Raw genomic sequence first — 19,099 nt, 5'->3', positions numbered from 1 at the left:
TTTTATGACTCAGGGCTGGTAGGGGCGGCGGGGCGACCGGCCGGTCATCCCGTCGACCTTGCGCACCGCGCCGTCGATCTGGTTGTGGTACTTGCCCTTGGTCTTGTGGTCGACGAAGGTCGCGGCCTTGTTCACGGCCTTGGACACCTTCTCGGGGTTCTTGCGCACGTAGGCGCGCACGGCCCCGGCGGTGCCGGCCAGGGCGGTCAACTTCCGCAGTAGAGCCACGATGGTCCCTTTCCTCGGGGTCGTCTGGTTGTCCTGCTCAACGACCGGTGGTGGCTCTCGGGTTCCCCGCAGCGCGCCAAATCACTCATTTCGGATATCGGACGCCGGGAAAACGGGGCGCGCGACGAGGGGCAGGGCCGCTAGGTTCGGGCCCATGCGGGATCTTTCGCTGCTGCCCAAGGCCCATCTGCACATCCACCTCGAAAGCACCATCCGCCCGGACACGCTCCGTGACCTCGGGGAGGCGAACGGCATCGCCGTCCCCCAGGAGCAACCCGTGTTCGACGGGTTCCGCGCGTTCGGTGACTACAACGGCCTGCTGCGGTCCTGTCTACAGCGACCGGAGGACTTCGAACGGGTGGCGCGCGAGTTCTGCGAAGACCAGGTCGCGGACGGCGTCCGCTACGCCGAGGTCACCTTCACCGCGGCGTCGCACGGCGAGAGGCTGGGCGAGCCCGACATGCCGCTCGCCTCCGTCCTCAAAGGACTCTCGGCGGGCGCTGCCGAACACGGGCTCCACTGGCGGGTGATCCTGGACCATTCGCGCCGCCGGTCGGTCGAACGCGCCCGGCTCACCCTCGACCTCGCCCGCCGGTACGACCGGGACGGGGTCTTCGCGATCGGCCTCGCCGGTGAGGAGAAGTACCCGCTCGCGCCGTTCGCCGGGATCTGCGACGAGGCCGCGGAGGCGGGGTTGCGCCTGATCCACCACGCCGGGGAGGACGCCGGCCCGCCCAGCATCCGCGAAGCCCTCGAAGTCGGCCACAGCGAACGGATCGGCCACGGGATCCGGATCCTGGAGGACCTCGCGCTGGTCGCCGAGGTGCGGGAACGCGGGATCGCGCTGGAGGTCTGCCCGTCGTCGAACGTGACGATCGGCCTCGTGCCGTCGTTCGAGGAGCACCCGCTCCCCCGGCTGGTCGACGCCGGACTCGTCGTCACCCTCAGCACCGACGTCCCGTCGATCACCGGGACGACGCTGACCGAGGAGTTCCTGCGCACGCGGGAGGCGTTCGCCTACGACGACCTCGCTCTCGCCGGTCTCGCCCGGGCGTCCGTCGACGCGTCCTTCGCACCCGCCGAGCTGAAGCGTTCGATCCACGCGGAGATCGACACCTGGCTCGCCTGACGCGTTTCGTCCTCTGAATGCGGTACTTGCACACGCAACTACCGCATTCAGAGGACGAAACGCGGGGTGGCTCAGCTCACCCGGGCAACGGGCCACACAAGTTCTCCACAACCGTCACGTACCGTGGATGCGGTGACCGCTTCGTCCCCTTCGGCTCTGGACCTGATGGACCAGTGGCAGCCTCCGCCCAGGAAACGCGGCCCTCGTGGCTGCGTGATGCTCGCGCTCCTGGTCGTGGGCGCCCTGGTGGCGGGCGCCGTCTGGGTCGTGGTCAGCCTCAACGACCGCGAACCGGTACCCGTCAAACCGGTGTTCACCGTGCCCGCGCTCACCCCCGCGCCGCGTTCGGCGATCCCTGGCGACGCCGGACCGCTGCCCGCTGAGGCCGCGAAGGACGCCTGGATCGCGAAGGTGTCGGAGAACACGGACATCCCTTCGCGCACGCTGCGGGCGTACGTGAACGCGGCCGAGAAGACCGCGAAGTCCGCGCCGCGTTGTGAGATCACCTGGGCGACCATCGCCGGGATCGGCCGGACCGAGTCCCAGCACGCCCGGCATGACGGTTCCCGCGCGGGCGAGGACGGCGTCGTGACGCCGCCGATCATCGGCATCCCGCTCGACGGCTCCCCCGGCGTGATGGCGGTCGTCGACACCGACAAGGGCGCGCTCGACGGCGACGCGAAATGGGACCGCGCGGTCGGCCCGATGCAGTTCCTGCCCGCCACCTGGAAGCGGTACGGCGTCCGCGCCAACGGGGACGGCGCCGCGCCGGACCCGCAGAACATCGACGACGCCGCGATGACGACCGCGAAGTACATGTGCGCGCGGGGCGGCGACCTCGGCAAGCCCGCCGGCTGGTGGACCGCGGTGCTGACCTACAACAACTCCACCCAGTACGGGCAGGAAGTGTTCAGCAACGCCGACGCGTACGGCAAGGCAGCGCTCAAGCCGGAACCGGCGCCCGCGCCGCGCTGAAGACTTAGGCCGGCAGAAGCCGGGTGACCAGCTTCGTCAGCTGATGCACGTTCCGGCATTCGTGCATCTCGACGACCTCCGCGTAGGCGTGCGCCTCGGAGTCGCCGGTGGACCACAGCGCCGTCCGCTCGGGGTTGAGCCAGTACGTATGCCTCGCCGCGGCGGCGATGCCGCGCACCGCGGCCAGGTTCGGGTCGCCACCGTTGGTCCTGGCGTCGCCGAGGATGAGCACGGATGTCTTGGGGCCCACGGCATCCGGATACCGCTCGACGAACTCGCCGAGCGCGTGCCCGTAGTCGCTGTGCCCGTCCCAGCGCGTCAGCTCGGCGTCGGCGAGGATGCGCGCGCCGAGGTCCTCCGGATCGGCCGCGCCGGTGTCGACGAGGTGGGTGATCTCGTCGCACGCGTCGATGAACGCGAACACCCGCACCTTGCTGAACTGGTCCCGCAGGGCCTGCACCAGCAGCATGGTGAAGTTCGCGAACCCGGCCACCGATCCCGACATGTCGCACAGCAGCACGATTTCCGGCCTTCCCGGCCGGTGCCGCCGGTAGGACGGCCGCATCGGGACACCGCCGTTGGACAGCGAACGCCGCAACGTCCGGCGCAGGTCGATCTGACCGCGCGCGTGCCGCCATCGACGGGCGGCCAGCCGGGTCGCGAGCTTGCGCGACAACGGCTGCACGACCCGGCGGAGTTCGGCGAGTTGCGCGCGGCTGGCCAGCAGGAAGTCGACGCGGTCGGCGGCGGGCGGGACGGCGTGCCGCGAAACCCTTTCCCTGCCACGGACTTCCGCCACTCGCCGCCGCGCTTCGGTGCGCACCAACCCGCGGAAGCCTTCGACACGGCGGCGGACGTCGTCGCGGTCCAGCCTGTCGGTGAAATCGTTCACAGCGCCCGCGCGGATCGCTTCGAGCACGCGGACCACGAGCGTCTGCGGCTGGAGCCGTTCCAGCGTCTGGTGCGCCGACCAGCCCCCGGTGCCCGCCGTGCCGCCGTACTCCCCCAGCATGTCGACGGCGAGCCCGGCCAGCTGCGTCAGTTCCGTCTGGTCGTTCGCGGCGAGCGCGGTGGCGAGCCGGTCACGCAACGCGGCCAGGTCGTCGACGGGGTCCTGCGACGGCGCGCCGACGCCGAGCGGGAAGTAGATGTCGAACGTCGCGTCGAACACCGCGCGCTGGCCGCCGCGCCGGACCAGCGCCGCCGCGAGCCCTTCCCGCATCTGCTCGCGGGAGGCCAGGCCCAGCACTTCGAGTGCCGCGGCGGCGTCGACCGTCTCGCTGGGACCTGCCGGGATCCCGTGTTCCCGCAACGCTTCCACGAATTCGACGAGCCTGCCCGGCACGCCGCTCACGAGTCGAGGACCTTGCCGAGTTCCAGCCGCGCGTCCGCCTTCACGACGTCGTCCTGATGTTTGAGGATGACGCCGAGGCTCGCGCGGACGACGTCGTCGCCGAGGCTGTCCGCGCCGAGCGCCAGCAAGGTCCGGGCCCAGTCGATGGTCTCGGCGACCGACGGCGCCTTCCGCAGTTCCATCGCCCGCAGCGCGGTGATCACCTTGACCACGGACGCCGCGAGCGCGTCGTCGACGCCCGGGACCTTGAGCCGCACGATGCGCTGTTCCAGTGCGGCGTCGGGGAAATCGATGTGCAGGAACAGACAGCGCCGTCGCAGCGCCTCGGAGAGTTCCCGTGTCGCGTTCGAGGTCAGCACCACGAACGGCTTGCGCCCGGCGGTGATCGTGCCCAGTTCCGGGACGGTGATCTGGAAGTCGCCGAGCACCTCCAGCAGGAGTCCCTCGATCTCGACGTCGGCCTTGTCGGTCTCGTCGATGAGCAGGACGGTCGGCTCGTCGCCCTTGATGGCCGTCAGCAGCGGCCGGGCCAGCAGGAACTCCTCACCGAAGATGTCGTTGCGGGCTTCGTCCCACGTCTCGTCCTTGCCCGCGGTGATCCGGAGAAGCTGCTTCGCGTGGTTCCACTCGTACAGCGCCCGCGACTCGTCGACACCCTCGTAGCACTGCAACCGCACGAGCCGGGAGCCGCTCGCCTGCGCGACCGCCTTCGCCAGCTCGGTCTTGCCGACCCCCGCGGGGCCCTCGATCAGCAACGGCTTGCCGAGGGCGTCCGCGAGGAACACCGTGGTGGCGACGGCGGCCGAGGCCAGGTAGCCGGTGTCGGCGAGCTTCGCCGTCACGTCTTCGACGGATGTGAAGTACCCGGTCCCAGCCACGCGGCCTCCCAGCTCGATCGCCTACCCGGCCGACTCTACGTCGCGGATCCGCTTGGGCAGCAAGAACCCGACCGCGAAGGTGAGCATCACCATCACCGCGACCACCCAGAACGTCCGCTGGGCGGCGCCGGTCGGGTCCGCGGTCCCGGCGTCGAAGAACACCGTGCCCAGCAACGCCATCCCCAGCGCGCCGCCGACCTGCTGCAGCGAGGTCAGCGCGCCCGACGCCGACCCGGCCTCCGCCGGTTCCACCCCGGACAACGCGATCTCGAAGTACGGGCCCATGATCAGCCCGGATCCGATCCCGACCACCAGCAACGCGGGCGCGATCAGCCACGGACCGGTCTCCGGGCCGAGCAGCGACAGCAGCGCGACCACGCCGGCGGCCATGATCAGCGCGCCGGTGTGCAGCACCTTGCGACCGTGCTTGCGGACCACCTGCACCAGGCCCATCCCGACGATCATCCCCAGCGACATCGGCACCCCGGTCAGCCCGGCCTTGAGCGGCGAGAAACCGAGCCCGAGCTGCAGGTACAGCGTGAAGACGAGACCGAAGCCGGAGAACGCCGCGAAGTAGATCGTCCCGGTCGCCATCCCGGCGAGGAAGCTGCGCTTGCGGAACAGGCCGGGCTCGACCAGCGGGTCACCGCCGCGACGGCTCTTGCGCTTCTCGAACCACGCGAACACCCCGAACACCACGACCGACGCCGCCATCATCGCGAACGTCCACAGCGGCCAGCCGTACTCACGCCCCTGGACCAGCGGGAAGACGATCAGCAGCGCACCGGTCGTGGCGAGCAGCGCGCCGGGGATGTCGAGGGTGAGCGATCCGCCGGGGCGGGACTCGGGAAGGAACTTCACCGCGGCGAGCACGGCCAGCGCGCCGATCGGGAGGTTGATCAGGAAGATCATCCGCCAGCCGGTGCCGAACAGGTCGGCGTCGACCAGCCAGCCCGCGAGGATCGGCCCGCCGACCGCGGCGAGGCCCATCACCGGGCCGAACATGCCGAACGCGGACTGCAGTTCCTTGCCTGCGAACATCTCCTTCATCATGCCGAGGCCCTGCGGGACCATCGCGGCGCCGAACAGGCCCTGCACCACCCGGGCGGAGATGATCATCTCGGGGCTGACCGCGACCGCGCAGAGCAGCGAACCGGCGACGAAGCCGATCGCACCGATCAGGAACATGCGCTTGCGGCCAAAGATGTCGCCGAGCCGTCCGCCGGTGAGCAGGCCGGACACCATCGCGAGGGTGTAGGCGACGCCGAGCCACTGGATCATCGCCGTGCCGCCGCCGAGCGAGGCCCGCATGACCGGTCCGGCGATGCTCGTGACCGTCATGTCGAGCAGTTCCATCACCGAACCGGTCAGGATCACGAACAGCGCGGGCCAGCGCCAGCGGTACGGCTTCGCCACGAGCGTGTTTTCCGTGGTCACGCCGCTCGGGGCGTCCAGTGTCATCGTCATGGGAACAACGCTAAAGTCAATTCCGGCCACTTTCTGACCGGAATCGGAGCGAACCTGGATTCATGGCGAACACGAGTGCGCGGATGCTGCGATTGCTCTCCCTGCTGCAGACACACCGCTTCTGGACCGGGATCGAACTGAGCGACAAGCTCGAAGTGAGCGAGCGGACGCTGCGGCGTGACGTCGAACGGCTGCGCGAGCTGGGTTATCCGGTCAACGCGAGCCGAGGCGTCGCGGGCGGTTACCAGCTGAGGTCGGGCACGGTCATGCCGCCGCTGCTGCTGGACGACGAGGAGGCCGTGGCGATCGCGGTCGGCCTGCGGACGGCGGCGGGCGGTTCGGTCGAGGGCATCGAGGAGACGTCGGTCCGGGCGCTGACGAAGGTCGTCCAGGTGATGCCGCCCCGGCTGCGCAGACGCGTCGACGCGCTCCAGGCGTACACGGCGCCGGCGGCCGTCACGGGTCCCCGGGTCAACGCCGCCAGCCTAACGGTGATCGCGCAGGCGTGCCGGGACGACGAGCGGCTGAAGTTCGACTACGCGGCACGCGGTGGTGAGGAGTCCGCGCGGCTGGTCGAACCGCATCGGCTCGTCTCGCTCGGTCGGCGCTGGTACCTGGTGGCGTGGGACCTCGACAGGGTGGACTGGCGCACGTTCCGCGTCGACAGGCTCAGCGACCCGCGCACCACCGGCGCCCGCTACCGGCCGCGCGAGCTCCCCGGCGGGGACGCGGTCAAGTTCGTCGAGGCCCAGATCAAGGCCAGGCCGACCACGCATACGCTGGTCGTCCGGGTCGAGGCGCCCAAGGCTCGGGTCGAGGCCGCGGTCCGGTACGTCGGCGGCATGCTCGAAGCGATCGACGAGACGTCCTGCCGCTTGAGGATGAACGTCGACACCTTCGACTGGCCCGTGCTGATCCTCGCCGCCATCGGTGCGCCCTTCGAGGTCGAGAGCCCTTCGGCGTTCAAAGATCACCTCGGCGCCGTCGCCACCCTCTTCTCCCGGGCGTCAGGGAGCTAGCATCGGGCCGTGAGCACCTATGTCGCGGCCGAGGGCCGATACGAGAGCATCCCTTACCGCCGCACCGGGCGCAGCGGCCTGAAGCTGCCCGCGATCTCGCTGGGCCTGTGGCACAACTTCGGGAACGACAAGCCACTGGGCACCCAGCGGGACATCGCGCGGCGCGCGTTCGACCTGGGCATCACCCATTTCGACCTCGCCAACAACTACGGCCCGCCCTACGGCTCGGCCGAGGAGAACTTCGGCAGGCTGCTGGCCTCGGACTTCAAGCCGTACCGCGACGAACTGGTCATTTCGACCAAAGCGGGCTACGACATGTGGCCCGGCCCCTACGGTGAATGGGGTTCGCGCAAGTACCTGCTGTCCTCTTTGGACCAGTCGCTCGGCCGGATGGGCCTGGACTACGTCGACATCTTCTACTCGCACCGGTTCGACCCCGAGACACCGCTCGAAGAGACCGTCGGCGCGCTCGACACCGCCGTCCGCTCCGGCCGCGCGCTGTACGTCGGCATCTCGTCGTACTCGTCGGAGAAGACCGCCGAGGCCGCGCGACTGCTGCGGGAACTGGGCACGCCGCTGCTGATCCACCAGCCGTCGTACTCGATGTTCAACCGCTGGCTCGAAGGCGACAAGCTGCTCGACACACTCGAAACCGAAGGCGCGGGCTGCATCGCCTTCTCACCGCTGGCCCAAGGCCTGCTGACCAGCCGCTACCTCGACGGCGTCCCGGACAATTCCCGTGCGGCGCAAGGGAAATCGCTCAACCCGGACACGATCACCGAGAACACCCTCGACAAGATCCGGGCACTGAACGAGATTGCCCAGCGACGCGGCCAGACCCTGGCTCAGCTCGCCCTCGCGTGGGGCCTGCGCGACCCGCGGATGACGTCGGTGCTGATTGGCGCGAGCAGCGTCGCCCAGCTGGAGGACAACGTCGGCGCGCTGAAGAACCTGCACTTCACGAACGAGGAGCTGGCCGAGATCGACCGCTACGCCACCGAGGCCGACATCAATCTGTGGAAGCGGTCCACCGACGCCGGATAGGGTGCGGGTCGCGAAATCGCGTTGCCCCGCCGGGCGGCGGGACCGAGACTGCGGACATGACGTTCGAAGATCAGCTCGCCGAAGGAGCGGCCGTCCCGGTCGAAGGCTGGGACTTCTCGTGGTTCGAAGGCCGCGCCACGGAGGAACGGCCGCCGTGGGGCTACTCGCGGCTCCTCGGTGAACGGATGGCGGCGGCTTCGGCGGGGCTGGACCTGCAGACCGGCGGCGGGGAGGTGCTCGCGGGCATCCCGGAACCGCCGCCGGTCCTCGCCGCCACCGAGGGCTGGCCGCCGAACGTCGAGGTCGCGCGGAAGAACCTCGCGCGCCTCGGCGGGCAGGTGGTGGCGGCGACGGACGACGAGCCTCTGCCCTTCCCCGACGAGTCCTTCGACCTGGTGAGCAGCCGCCATCCGGTCGAGAACCCGTGGCGGGAGATCGCCCGCGTGCTGCGACCGGGCGGAACCTTCCTGTCGCAACAGATCGGCGCCGGAACCGTCCGCGAGCTGAAGGAGTTCTTCCTCGGCCCGCAGGACTACGGCGACTGGACGCCGGAAGTGCTGCGCGTCGAGGCGGAGGCCGTCGGGCTGCGGGTGGAACGGCTCGAACCGGCGAAACTGCGGATGGAGTTCTTCGACCTCGCCGCCGTCGTGCACTTCCTGCGCAAGGTGATCTGGATCGTGCCGGGGTTCGAGGTGGCGAAGTACCGCGAGAAGCTCGCGGAGCTCCATCGGCTGATCGAGACCGACGGGAAGTTCGTCGCGCATTCCCGGCGGGTGCTCGTCGAGGCCGTCAAGCCCGGCAACACGTTCGAGTGATCACCGGCGCCGTGTCACACTACGCGCAACGATGCCACACCATCGCGCGATTGCCCCGAAACAGCTTTGCCCGACTCCAGCCTCCCGGTAGCGTCGGGACACGTGATCAATCGAACGCGCTCGATGATTCTCGCGGTCTTCGCTATCACCCCGGCCCTTCTCATGCCAAGAGCCGTCGCTGCCACGACAGAAGCCACTCACGCCGTCACTGTCACCTTCACCAGTCTTACCGGCAAGGCGATCCTCGCGCCGCACTGCGAACTCAAAACGGGAAACACCTACCTACGCACCTCAGGAGCAAAGAAAGTCGTCGGCTTCAAACCGAAAATGACCTGCGACGAAATCATGGACACCATCTCCCTGACCGGCCAGATGTACGCCGTGGTCGGCGGGACGACAACCACGCACGGTGAGGCTCCGACCTCGACCAACGCCGGCCAGGTCTCCGTCGAGAACAAGCAGATCGGATACAACTGCGACGGCACTGAAAACACGGTCTGGTTCGGAAGGGCTTCGGTGAACGCGGTCTGGCGCGGCATCCCCCAAGCTGCGGTCGTGGACAGCCCGACAGCAACTCTCCCTTGCGGGGTATGACATCCTCCCGCAATGAAGGTGACCGACGGATACACGGGATCCGGGAATGTCGTCAGCACCGACGCGCCCAGCTACCTCGTCGAATTCTGGCGCGTCACCGCCGATGACACCGGGCATGACGCGTGGGACGCCGTCGAATACGAACTCACCGAATGCGACGTCCACGACGCACTGCGCTGGGCGCACGAGAACGCACCCTCCGGCGCGACCGTCCACAAGGTGATCTATGCCTGCTATCGGCAACCAGCGGGCTCCACCGAATCCGACGTCCACATCCTGCTGGCCGGCGCCGACCCCAGCACGACACCCACCTCGACCACCACGCTCACCTGGCCGGCCGTCTGAACACCGGAACCAGTCAAGCCCGGCAACACGTTCGAGTGATCACCACTGGGATGTCTTGAGCGGACCCGCTCGCGGGTGCGATACCTGCGGGCGTGTCCAGCTCCGCACCGCGCCAGCTGGCGCTCACCTCCGCCGCGCAGATCCTCGCCATGGGGCTGTGGTTCTCCGCTTCGAGCGTCGTCCCCGCCCTGCGCGTCGAATGGGCCCTGTCCACTCAGGGCACCGTACTGCTCACGGCGTCGGTGCAGGTCGGCTTCGCGACCGGCGCGCTGGTGTCGGCCGTCGCCACTCTCGCGGACCGGCTCCGGCCCGAACGGCTGCTGGCCGCGAGCGCCGCGGCGGGTGCCGTCCTGACGTTGCTCTTCCCCTTGTGCGGCAACCAGTTCTGGCTCGCGGTGCTGCTGCGGTTCGGTACCGGGATGGCGCTGGCCGGGGTCTATCCGGTCGGGATGAAGATCGTCGTCTCCTGGTTCCCGCACAGCCGCGGGCTCGCGCTCGGCGTGCTGCTGGCCGCGCTCGCCCTCGGCTCGGCGTCACCCCATCTGCTGGCCGGGAATCTCCCGGACTGGCGGACGGTACTGGTCGTCGCGGCCCTGCTCGCCCTCGGCGCGGCGGCGCTCGCCGTCCTTTTCGTCCGCGTCGGCCCGGCCGCCCGGCGCTCGCCGCCGTGGGAACCGCGCTACCTGATCACGATGGCGCGTGATCGGCGCCAGCGGCTGATCGCGTTCGGGTATTTCGGCCACATGTGGGAGCTTTACGCGTTCTGGACCTGGATCCCGGCCTACGCGGCCGCGGCGTCGACGGCCTCACCGGGCACGGTGAGCCTGCTCGCGTTCACCGTCATCGGGGTCGGCGGGGCGATCGGCTGCCTGCTCGGCGGCGCGCTTTCCGACCGGTTCGGGCGGATCGACGTCGCGCTCGCGGCGCTGGCCGTCAGCGGGACGTGCTGCCTGGTCTCGGCGTCCGTCTTCGGCGCTCACCCCGCAGTGCTCGGCACGCTGCTGTTCGTCTGGGGTGTCGCCGCGATCGCCGACTCCGGCCAGTTCTCCGCCGCGTTGAGCGAAGCCGCGGATCCCCGCTACATCGGCACCGCGCTCACCGCGCAGACCGCGATCGGGTTCCTGCTCAGCGCGCTGACCATCCAGGGCCTGCCGGTGCTCGCCGACGCCGTCGGCTGGCGGGCCGCGGCTCCCGTGCTGGCCGTCGGCCCGCTGCTGGGCGTGATCGCCATGGCCCGGCTCAGGTCCCCAGCAGCCGCAGGTGCTCGCCGGTCAGCTTGACCTCCGCGGCGGCGAAGTTCTCTTCAAGATGCGGGATCTTCGCCGTCCCCGGGATCGGCAGGATCACCGGCGACCGCGCGAGCAGCCACGCGAGCCCGACCTGCGCCGTGGTGATCCCCAGTTCGTCCGCGACAGCGGTGATCGCGGCCGTGGCCTTCGAAGCGGCGCCGAGCACCGGACGCCAAGGCAGGAAAGCGATCCCGGCCGCCTCGCACGCCTCCAAGACCGCTTCGTGCTCGCGGTCGACGAGGCTGTAGCGGTTCTGCACGCTCGCGATGTCGACGATCTCGCGCGCTCGCGTGAGTTCGTCGACGGTGATCTCGGACAGCCCGATCCGGCCGATCTTGCCCGCGTCACGCAGGTCCCGCAGTGCGCCGAGCTGGTCGGCAAGCGGGGTTTCCGGGTCGATGCGGTGCAGCTGCAGCAGCTCGATCCGCTCGACGCGCAACCTCCGCAGTCCCTCGTCCACCTGTACGCGCAGGGACTCCGGCCGCGCGTCGTACTTCCAGTCGTCGCCGGTCCGCACGACGCCGACCTTCGTGGTGACCACCAGGTCGTCCGGGTACGGGTGGAGCGCTTCGGCGAGCAGTTCCTCGTTCGCTCCCCCGCCGTAGAGATACGCGGTGTCGATCAGCGTGATGCCGAGTTCGACCGCGCGCCGGGCGACGGCGATCGCGTTCTCGCGCGCGAATCCGGCTTCGGTGGGCAGGTGCATGGCGCCGAACCCGAGGCGGCGCACGGTCAGGTCTCCACCGATGGCGAACTGTTCCATACGAAGAAACCTAGCGCAGCGGATCCCTCGGCGAGGGCAGATGCGAGGTGTCCGGGAACATATGGAGCGCACGCAGGGCGGCGCCGAGTTCCGCGATGTCGGCCGGATCGGTCAACGAACGGCCGAGTTCCTCGGAGATCCGCTTCAGGCGGTGCCGGATCGTGTTGGGGTGACAGAACATCCGCTCCGACGTCAGTTTCGTGGAGCCTTGGCATTCGAACCACGCCCGCAACGTCAGCAGCAGCACGTTCCGGTCGTCGCCGGGCAGGTCCAGGATCGGCCGCAGCACGTGGTGCGCGAGCTGGACCGACGCCTCGGGCGCGCTGGCGACGAGTCCGGCGAGCGGGGATTCGTTGAACTGCACCATTCCCTTGGTGCCCGGCATCATGCTGGAGAGCGCGACCCGCGCGAGGTGCAGGGCGCGGGAAGTGTTCCCGAGTCCGGTGAACACCGGGCTGACGCCGATCCGGCCGGTCTGGTCCTCCCGCAGCAGCTCGATGATCACCTGGGAGGCGGACGGGTCCCGCATGGACACGACGCCGACCTGGAGGTCCGGGGTGAGCCGCCAGGCGGACGCGTGATGCCGGTCGCTGAGCCGGTTTTCGATCTGGGGCAACGGTTCGTGCCCGACGCGCGGGGTCTCCGCCGCGACGACGACGTAGGTCCCGTCGAGCGAGAGTTCCAGCACCCGGGCGATGTCCCACAGCGTGCCCTCGGTGGCCGTACCGCCGGCGAACAGCGCCTCGATCAACGCGGAGCGCCTGCTTTGGTGCGCCAGCATGACTTCGGCGGTGGTGTCGCGGTAGGTCGTCGTCAGCGCCTCGGCGTAATCGTCGATCAACGCCCAGATCGCCGACGTCGCGGCGACGAGGCCGCGGAGGTCCTGATGGTCGTCCGAAGCGGTCAGTGCGACGAACCGGTTCCACACCTCGGTGAGCCCGATCCGGTACGCCCGCAGGAGTTCCGGCAGCGGCGCGCCCTGCAGCGCCCGCGCGCGCCCGGTCGCCCTGGCCTGCGCGAGATCGGGTTCCTCGGTACCGCGCAGGGTCCGCATGACGTATTCGAGGTTGTTCCGCACGGACGTCCGCAGCTCGGCGAGGGTGACGAATTGCGCGTCGTGGTACACCGGCATTTCGGCGCGGATCTGCTCGACGGTGGACTCGATGACCCCGGGCAGCTGCTTTTCGACCTCGACGGCCAATTCGGCGACGACGACGGCCGAGCCTTCGCGGAGCACAGTTCGGTAGTGCATGGACGTCCTCCGGGGCAGGGACACCTCGTCGAGCCCCTGGGGACGTCATCTAACACGACTTGCCCGGAAGTGGCCTGTCGAAGCCGAAATACTCCGCCGGTGCGGCGAAAAGCCAGGATTTTCTCCGCACCGGCGGGATTTCACATCTTCGCGGCCGCGCTCTTGATGGCTTCGCGGATCCGGAAATAGGTGCCGCAGCGGCAGACGTTCTGGATCGCGTCGATCTCGGCGTCCGTCGGGTTCTTCGTCTTCTTCAGCAGCGCGACCGCGGCCATGATCTGCCCCGGCTGACAGTAGCCGCACTGCGCGACGTCCTGCTCCAGCCAGGCCTCCTGAACCGGGTGCAGGTCGTCGCCGTCGGCGAGGCCTTCGATGGTGGTGACGTCCTTGCCCGAACAGTCGGACACCGGCGTCACGCACGGGTTGAACGCCTCGCCGTCGAGGTGGCTGGTGCAGGCCTTGCAGACGTTGATCCCGCAGCCGTACTTCGGGCCGCGGACGCCGAGTTTGTCCCGCAGTGCCCACAGCATGGGCAGATCGGCGGGCGCGTCGACGGTGACGGTCTTCCCGTTCACCGTGAAGGTGTAATTGGGCATCGGAACTCCTTGGCGGGGAAGGAAAGTCAGCGGGGGAAGGGTTCGAAGTCGACCGGGAAGTTGATCGGGAAGCTGCGGGGCTTGATCCCGGTGGCCCGCGCGTAGGCGTTCCCGATCGCGCCGACCGGCGCCGGCACGCCGAGTTCTCCGGCACCGCCGATCTCGCCCGTCTCCGGCATCACGTGCACCTTGACGTCCATCGGCGAGTTCTTCTGCCGCGCGTAGTGGAACTGCGAGTAGCTGCCCTCCAGCGGGAGCCCCTTGTCGATGTGCAGCCCGGCGGTCAGCGTCGTGGAGATGCCGTCGGTCAGGCCGCCGAGCATCTGCGCCTCGATCCCGCGCGGGTTGATCGGCTTGCCGACGTCGACGGCGATGGTCGCCTTGGTGACACGCGGGTTCTTCGGGTCGCGGGCGTCCATTTCGACCAGGCAGGCGGTGTACGACTTGTACTCGCCGTGCACCGCGACACCCTGCGCGAAGCCCTTGGGCATCTTCTTGCCCCACTCGCCGAGTTCGGCGACCTTGTCCAGCACGGCGCGCTGCCGGTCGTTCTTGATGAACTCGCGCCGGAACGCGACCGGGTCCTTCCCGAGTTTCGCGGCGATCTCGTCGACCATGATCTCTTCCGCGCCGCGCGTGCTCGACGAATACACCGACCGCCAGGCGCCGGTGTGGAAGTCCACCGGGACCTCGTTGAGCAGCTGCGTGGTGACGCCGAAGTTGTACGGCGACTTCACCGTCAGCAAGAACACAGTCTGCGCGAAGCTCAGGTTGCCGCCGACCGGGAGTTCGGCGGCGAAGGCGGTCAGGACCTCGCCGAGCCCGTGGCTCCAGTCGGTCTCCACGCTGGCAACGCGGTGTTCGAAGGTGAGCACCTGGCCGAGCGCGAAGGTGGCACGGATCTTGTGGTGGCTCGCGGCACGGGCGCGGCCGTGGCGCATGTCGTCGATGCGGCTCCACATCAGCCGCACCGGCCGCTTCATCGCCTTCGAGATCCGCGCGGCTTCGATCGCGCCGTCGGAGAACAGGCGGCGGCCGAACGACCCGCCCGCCTGCTGGACGTGCACGGTGACCTTGTTCTCCGGCAGCCCGAGTTCCTGCGCGATGTTCTGCTTCGCGAGGATCGGGACCTTCATGCCCGACCAGATGGTCGCGCTGTCCTCGCGGACGTCGGCGACCGCGGAGTTGGTCTCCAGCGGCGCGTGGCTGGCGAAGGCGAAGTCGAACTCGCCGTCGACGTACTGGGTCAGCAGCGGCGGCACGACGAACGGCAGCGCCGCGGCCTGGAGCTTCTTCTTGATCGTCGCGTTGTTCTCGCCGTCGACGGTGCCGGTGTTCCAGGTGACGTCGAGGGCGTTCTTGCCGTCGAGGGCCTGGCCGAAGGTCTCGGCCAGCACCGCGACCCCGGTCTTGATGACGGCGATGTCGAGGATGCCCGGCATCGCGCGGACGGCGGCCTCGTTGTTGACCTTCTTCACCGTGCCGTTGATCGTCGGCGGACGGCGGACCATGGCCGGCTTCGCACCGGGGATGTCCAGGTCGAGCGTGTACTTCAGCTGCCCGGTGACCATCGCGCGGGCGTCCTTGCGCGACTGCGGCGTGCCGACCAGCTTGTGCGCGGATTCCGCCTTCGGGGTGGCGGTGAGTTTCCCCAGGTCGGCGCGGGCGGCGGGCTTGGACAGCGCGCCGTAGTCCAGCCGGCGGCCGTCCGGCGCGATCACCGCACCGTCCCTTGTGGACAGCCGGTCGGCCTTGGCGCCCCACTGCCGCGCGGCGGTCGCGACCAGCCGGGCGCGGGCGGCGGCGGCCGCGGTCCGCACCGGGGTGTAGAGCGACCGCATCGTGTTGGAGCCGCCGGTCAGCTGGTTGAACAGCAGTTCCGGGCGGGCGTCGGAGAGCACGACGTCGACGCGGTCGAGCGGCAGGTCCAGTTCCTCGGCGACCAGCATCGCGTTCGCGGTGGTGATGCCCTGGCCGACCTCGGTCCGCGGCAGTTCCAGCCGCACCCGGCCGTCCTCGCGGACTTCCAGGACGAGCAGGCCGGCGGTGGGGGCGTTCGACAGGATCAGCACATCGCCGAGGTCGAGGATCTCGGCCGGTCCGGGCAGGGTCGGGATGACGGCTTCGGCCTCTTCGGGCGCGACGGTGTCGATACCGATCTTCGTGGCGATCGTGAGGGTGGGCGCGGCGACGAGGAAGGTCAGGAACCGGCGACGGCCGAGGCCGCCGGGGTCCTGCTCCTGGGTTCCAGTGGTGGGACTGGCCATCGGGAAAGATCCCTTCGAGAGCGCGCGGTGAAGGCGGGGACCCTCGCGCGGCCTGGGGTTGGATGGCGACACGCTAGGCATCGGCATTCGGCCTAGTCAACGCGGAGTAGTCGTGTCAGCTCATCTGTGTGACGAGGTGACAGCGAGCGGCCCCCGAATGTGTGACGCGCCACAGTGCGCTTCGCATTTCGTCCTCTGAATGCGGTAGTTGCCAGCGCGAACTACCGCATGCAGAGGACGAAATGGGTCAGATGGAGTCGCGCTCCCGGTCCGCTTCGAGCAGGTCTTCGCGGGCGCGCGCGATACGCGAGCGCACGGTGCCGACCGGGCAGCCGCAGATCTCGGCGGCCTCGGCGTAGGAAAGCCCCAGCACCTGGGTGAGGACGAGGACCTCGCGCCGTTCCGGGTCGAGCCCGTCGAGCAGCATCCGCAGCTCCACCAGGTCCTCGAAGCCCGCGACGCCCTCCGCCTGACGGGCACCGCGACGCTCCGCGGTGGCCTCCCAGTCGACGTCGGCGAGTTTCGGGCGGGCCGAAGCAGCCCGGATGCGGTCGACGACCACGCGGCGCGCGATCGACAGGAGCCAGGTCCGCGAGGAGGACCGGCCGGCGAACCGGCGCAGGCTGCCGAACGCGCGCAGGTACGTCTCCTGGGTGAGATCGTCGGCCGCGGCGACGTCGGCGAGGTGCGCGACGAAACGCCAGACGTCGGCCTGGGTGGCCCGCACCCAGTCCTCGAGCGCCCGCCGGTCGCCGCGGGCGGCGGCGAGAGCGAGCTCGGTCACCCGCTCGTCGTCGTGGTTGCGCGGCCCGGCCATACGAGAAACGTAGCAGCGTCCCGGGAACCAGGGCAGGCCCGCGCCCGACAAGTGAGACGTGAAGTGCGTGACTTGCCGTGAAGCCCTGTCGGCCCGGCTCGACGGCGAAACCGAACCCGTCCCGTCCGAGATGGTCGACCGGCACGTGGCGGGCTGCGCCGCCTGCCGGTCCTGGCTCGCCGGTGCCGAGCGGCTGCACCGAACGATGCTGCTGCGCCCGGCACCCCCGGTCCCGGACCTCACCGCCGTCATCCTGGAACGCACCCCCGCCCCGCCGAGCGAGGGCTGGCCAGCCAGGATCGCCCTCGCCATCGTCGCGATCGCGCAGCTCGGCCTCGCGTTCGCCCAGCTGCTGGGCGTCGAGGACCACGCCGCGGGCCACGGCTCCGAATCCCTGATCGGGCACCTTTCCCACGAGAGCAGCGCGTGGAACCTCGCCGTCGGTGTCGGGCTCGGCTGGGCCGCCGTCCGCACGAAGGCGGCGTCCGGGCAGCTGCCGGCGCTGACCGGTTTCGTCGCGCTCCTCCTGGCGCTGTCCGCGGGCGACCTCGTCGCGGGCCAGGTCACCGCCGGGCGCGTGCTCACCCACGGGCTGGTCGTCGCCGGGCTCCTGTTGCTGTACGTGGTGAACCGCCAGCACCGCCAGCGCAACCGCCCCAGCCCCGCGACGACGGCCGACACCTCGGACGGCTACCCCGCGGAATCAGGCCACGAAACCGGTGAGGCCCCCGAACGCCCCCGTCAGCACAGGGGATTCCGGCGGCCGGCGAGCCGTCACGTCGCCTGACCTGAGCCGCACCGAGGCTTCACCGTCTTGGTCTAGACCATTTCCGGTCACTGGGAGCACGCGCCCGAATACCGGGTGATTCACCGGATTTCACGCGCGGCGTGCGCGAATCGTGGCCTGGGCGCGGTTATCGTCGCCGGGGAGCCACCGAATGTAAACCTTCTTGCCCTTTTCGGGCCGGACCCGGATAACTTTGGTGGGAACACCTTGGTTCGACAGGAGGCGAAGCTCGTGGTTGGCGCAGAAAGTCCGCCCGTCGGCACCCCCGCCGGGATGCGGAAGATCAATCAGCGCGCCGTGCTGGACCTCCTGCGCCGCACCGGCCCCGCCACGCGGCCGCAGGTCGCCAAGGACACCGGTCTTTCGAAACCCACGGTGAGCCAAGCGTTACTGGCCCTCGAAGCGGCCGGGCTCGCCAGGGCGACCGGGCACACCTCGACCGGCACCGGCCGGTCCGCCGTCCTGTACGAAGCGGACCCCACGGCCGGGTACGTGCTGGGTGTCGACATCGGACGCGAGCATCTCCGCGTCGCCGTCTCGGACCTCGGTCATACCGTGGTCGCCCGCCGTGACGAGCGGAACACGTCGCGTTCGGGCACCGCGCTCGTCAGCGCCGTGGGCGCTCTCGCGGCGGCGACGGTGCGCGAAGCGGGACTGAGCCAGGCGGACATCGTCGTGCGCGTCCTCGGCTCGCCCGGGGTCGCGGATCCGGACAAGCGCTGCTTCCGGCACGCGCCGAACCTGCCCGGCTGGGGCAAGGCCGGTCTGCTCGACGAACTCGAAGGCGTCCTCGGCCCGGATCTCATGGTCGAGAACGACGCGAACCTCACCGCCGTCGGCGAAGGGGAACGCGGTGCCGCTCGCGGCGCGTCCGTGTTCGCCTGCATCACCATCGGCACCGGCGTCGGCATGGGCGTGATGGTCGACGGCCAGGTCTTCCGCGGCGCGTCGGGCGCGGCGGGCGAGATCGGCTACCTGCCCTACGGCCAGTCGCGCGCGGCGGCCGAAGGCGAAGAGCCCCCGCCGGTCCGCGGCCACCTCGAAGAGGCGACGGCGGCGCAGTCCGTCGTCCGCGGCGCGCGCGAACTCGGCCTCGGCACGGCGAAATCGGCCCGCGAGGTCTTCCGGCTCGCCCGCGACGGCGACGAGCTCGCCCTGCGCGCCGTCGAAGCGGAGGCGGACAGGCTCGCCTACACCGTGGCTTCGGTGGCGGCGGTGATCGACCCGGAACTGATCGTGCTCGGCGGCGGGATCGGCACCGCGGCCGATCTGCTGCTCGACCCGATCGACCGCGCGCTGAGATCGTTCACCCCGCTCGTCCCGTCGGTCGTCCAGGGCGAACTCGGCGACGACGGCGTCCTGACCGGCGCGATCAGCGTCGGGCTGCGCGCCGCCGAGGGCCTGGTCTTCGAACGGAAGGTCGGCGCGGCCTAGATGTGGCGATTACCTCCGCGGTAATCGACGGCCGCGCATCGCCGCG

19 protein-coding genes are annotated in these 19,099 nt (G+C 69.8%); 10 read left to right on the top strand and 9 right to left on the bottom strand.

All coding sequences use genetic code 11. From position 1 onward, the window contains the following. Positions 1 to 9 precede the first annotated feature (9 nt). Positions 10 to 228: an antitoxin gene (locus tag IE302_RS28940; RefSeq protein ID WP_191257589.1), complete on the bottom strand. Its 219-nt coding sequence runs from the start codon at positions 226 to 228 to the stop codon at positions 10 to 12. A 154-nt stretch (positions 229 to 382) separates the two neighbouring features. Here IE302_RS28940 and add point away from each other — a divergent pair, with 154 nt between their 5' ends. Both add and IE302_RS28930 read left to right on the top strand, forming a co-directional pair. Next, the gene (gene add / locus IE302_RS28935; protein WP_191257588.1) at positions 383 to 1,357 is read left to right on the top strand and encodes an adenosine deaminase; all 975 of its coding nucleotides are present in this window, start codon (positions 383 to 385) and stop codon (positions 1,355 to 1,357) included. A 132-nt stretch (positions 1,358 to 1,489) separates the two neighbouring features. Continuing rightward, complete coding sequence (locus IE302_RS28930) at positions 1,490 to 2,332, top strand: lytic transglycosylase domain-containing protein (protein ID WP_191257587.1); 843 nt, start codon at positions 1,490 to 1,492, stop codon at positions 2,330 to 2,332. A gap of 4 nt (positions 2,333 to 2,336) precedes the next feature. Here IE302_RS28930 and IE302_RS28925 read toward each other — a convergent pair whose 3' ends face one another. The 3 genes from IE302_RS28925 to IE302_RS28915 are packed head-to-tail and all read right to left on the bottom strand — an operon-like array spanning position 2,337 to position 6,031. Then, positions 2,337 to 3,686: a vWA domain-containing protein gene (locus IE302_RS28925; protein ID WP_191257586.1), complete on the bottom strand. Its 1,350-nt coding sequence runs from the start codon at positions 3,684 to 3,686 to the stop codon at positions 2,337 to 2,339. Continuing rightward, a complete protein-coding gene (locus IE302_RS28920; RefSeq protein ID WP_191257585.1) occupies positions 3,683 to 4,564 on the bottom strand; it encodes an AAA family ATPase in 882 nt (293 codons plus the stop codon). The genes IE302_RS28925 and IE302_RS28920 overlap by 4 nt, the downstream gene beginning before the upstream one ends. Positions 4,565 to 4,585: 21 nt before the next feature. After that, positions 4,586 to 6,031: an MFS transporter gene (locus tag IE302_RS28915; RefSeq protein ID WP_191257584.1), complete on the bottom strand. Its 1,446-nt coding sequence runs from the start codon at positions 6,029 to 6,031 to the stop codon at positions 4,586 to 4,588. Positions 6,032 to 6,093: 62 nt separating this feature from the next. On the opposite strand from IE302_RS28915, the gene IE302_RS28910 reads away from it, so the two are divergent. From IE302_RS28910 to IE302_RS28885, 6 genes are all read left to right on the top strand, one after another. Then, positions 6,094 to 7,050 carry a helix-turn-helix transcriptional regulator gene (locus IE302_RS28910; protein WP_229907982.1) on the top strand — a complete coding sequence of 319 codons (957 nt, stop codon included), beginning with the start codon at positions 6,094 to 6,096 and terminating at the stop codon, positions 7,048 to 7,050. 9 nt (positions 7,051 to 7,059) lie between these two features. Further along, positions 7,060 to 8,094 carry an L-glyceraldehyde 3-phosphate reductase gene (gene mgrA, locus IE302_RS28905; protein WP_191257583.1) on the top strand — a complete coding sequence of 345 codons (1,035 nt, stop codon included), beginning with the start codon at positions 7,060 to 7,062 and terminating at the stop codon, positions 8,092 to 8,094. A 56-nt stretch (positions 8,095 to 8,150) separates the two neighbouring features. Next, positions 8,151 to 8,909 carry a class I SAM-dependent methyltransferase gene (locus tag IE302_RS28900; RefSeq protein WP_191257582.1) on the top strand — a complete coding sequence of 253 codons (759 nt, stop codon included), beginning with the start codon at positions 8,151 to 8,153 and terminating at the stop codon, positions 8,907 to 8,909. Positions 8,910 to 9,011: 102 nt separating this feature from the next. Next, positions 9,012 to 9,503, top strand: coding sequence for a hypothetical protein (locus IE302_RS28895; RefSeq protein WP_191257581.1), 492 nt, complete (start codon positions 9,012 to 9,014; stop codon positions 9,501 to 9,503). Between the two features lie 12 nt (positions 9,504 to 9,515). Beyond that, positions 9,516 to 9,848: a hypothetical protein gene (locus tag IE302_RS28890; RefSeq protein WP_191257580.1), complete on the top strand. Its 333-nt coding sequence runs from the start codon at positions 9,516 to 9,518 to the stop codon at positions 9,846 to 9,848. Between the two features lie 92 nt (positions 9,849 to 9,940). Beyond that, complete coding sequence (locus IE302_RS28885; RefSeq protein WP_191257579.1) at positions 9,941 to 11,128, top strand: MFS transporter; 1,188 nt, start codon at positions 9,941 to 9,943, stop codon at positions 11,126 to 11,128. Here IE302_RS28885 and IE302_RS28880 read toward each other — a convergent pair. From IE302_RS28880 to sigC, 5 genes are all read right to left on the bottom strand, one after another. Continuing rightward, positions 11,088 to 11,900, bottom strand: a complete 813-nt coding sequence (locus IE302_RS28880; RefSeq protein WP_191257578.1) for an aldo/keto reductase — start codon at positions 11,898 to 11,900, stop codon at positions 11,088 to 11,090. The genes IE302_RS28885 and IE302_RS28880 overlap by 41 nt on opposite strands. Before the next feature lie 10 nt (positions 11,901 to 11,910). Continuing rightward, positions 11,911 to 13,152, bottom strand: a complete 1,242-nt coding sequence (locus IE302_RS28875) for a PucR family transcriptional regulator (protein ID WP_191257577.1) — start codon at positions 13,150 to 13,152, stop codon at positions 11,911 to 11,913. A gap of 140 nt (positions 13,153 to 13,292) precedes the next feature. Further along, entirely contained in the window at positions 13,293 to 13,748 is a 456-nt protein-coding gene (locus IE302_RS28870) for a (2Fe-2S)-binding protein (RefSeq protein WP_073848534.1), read from the bottom strand. 26 nt (positions 13,749 to 13,774) lie between these two features. Next, positions 13,775 to 16,015, bottom strand: a complete 2,241-nt coding sequence (locus IE302_RS28865) for a xanthine dehydrogenase family protein molybdopterin-binding subunit (RefSeq protein WP_191257576.1) — start codon at positions 16,013 to 16,015, stop codon at positions 13,775 to 13,777. 247 nt (positions 16,016 to 16,262) lie between these two features. Next, positions 16,263 to 16,832, bottom strand: a complete 570-nt coding sequence (sigC, locus tag IE302_RS28860; RefSeq protein WP_191257575.1) for an RNA polymerase sigma factor SigC — start codon at positions 16,830 to 16,832, stop codon at positions 16,263 to 16,265. Between the two features lie 58 nt (positions 16,833 to 16,890). Between sigC and IE302_RS28855 the strand changes: the two genes are divergently transcribed. Further along, positions 16,891 to 17,619, top strand: coding sequence for a zf-HC2 domain-containing protein (locus IE302_RS28855; RefSeq protein WP_191257574.1), 729 nt, complete (start codon positions 16,891 to 16,893; stop codon positions 17,617 to 17,619). 231 nt (positions 17,620 to 17,850) lie between these two features. Next, a complete protein-coding gene (locus IE302_RS28850) occupies positions 17,851 to 19,053 on the top strand; it encodes an ROK family protein (protein ID WP_191257573.1) in 1,203 nt (400 codons plus the stop codon). Positions 19,054 to 19,099: the final 46 nt, after the last annotated feature.

Origin of the sequence: Amycolatopsis oliviviridis (assembly GCF_014654365.1) — a bacterium.
Lineage (GTDB): Bacteria > Actinomycetota > Actinomycetes > Mycobacteriales > Pseudonocardiaceae > Amycolatopsis > Amycolatopsis oliviviridis.
The sequence above is the reverse complement of the archived record's forward strand: the minus strand, read 5'-3'. Positions and strand labels throughout refer to the sequence as shown.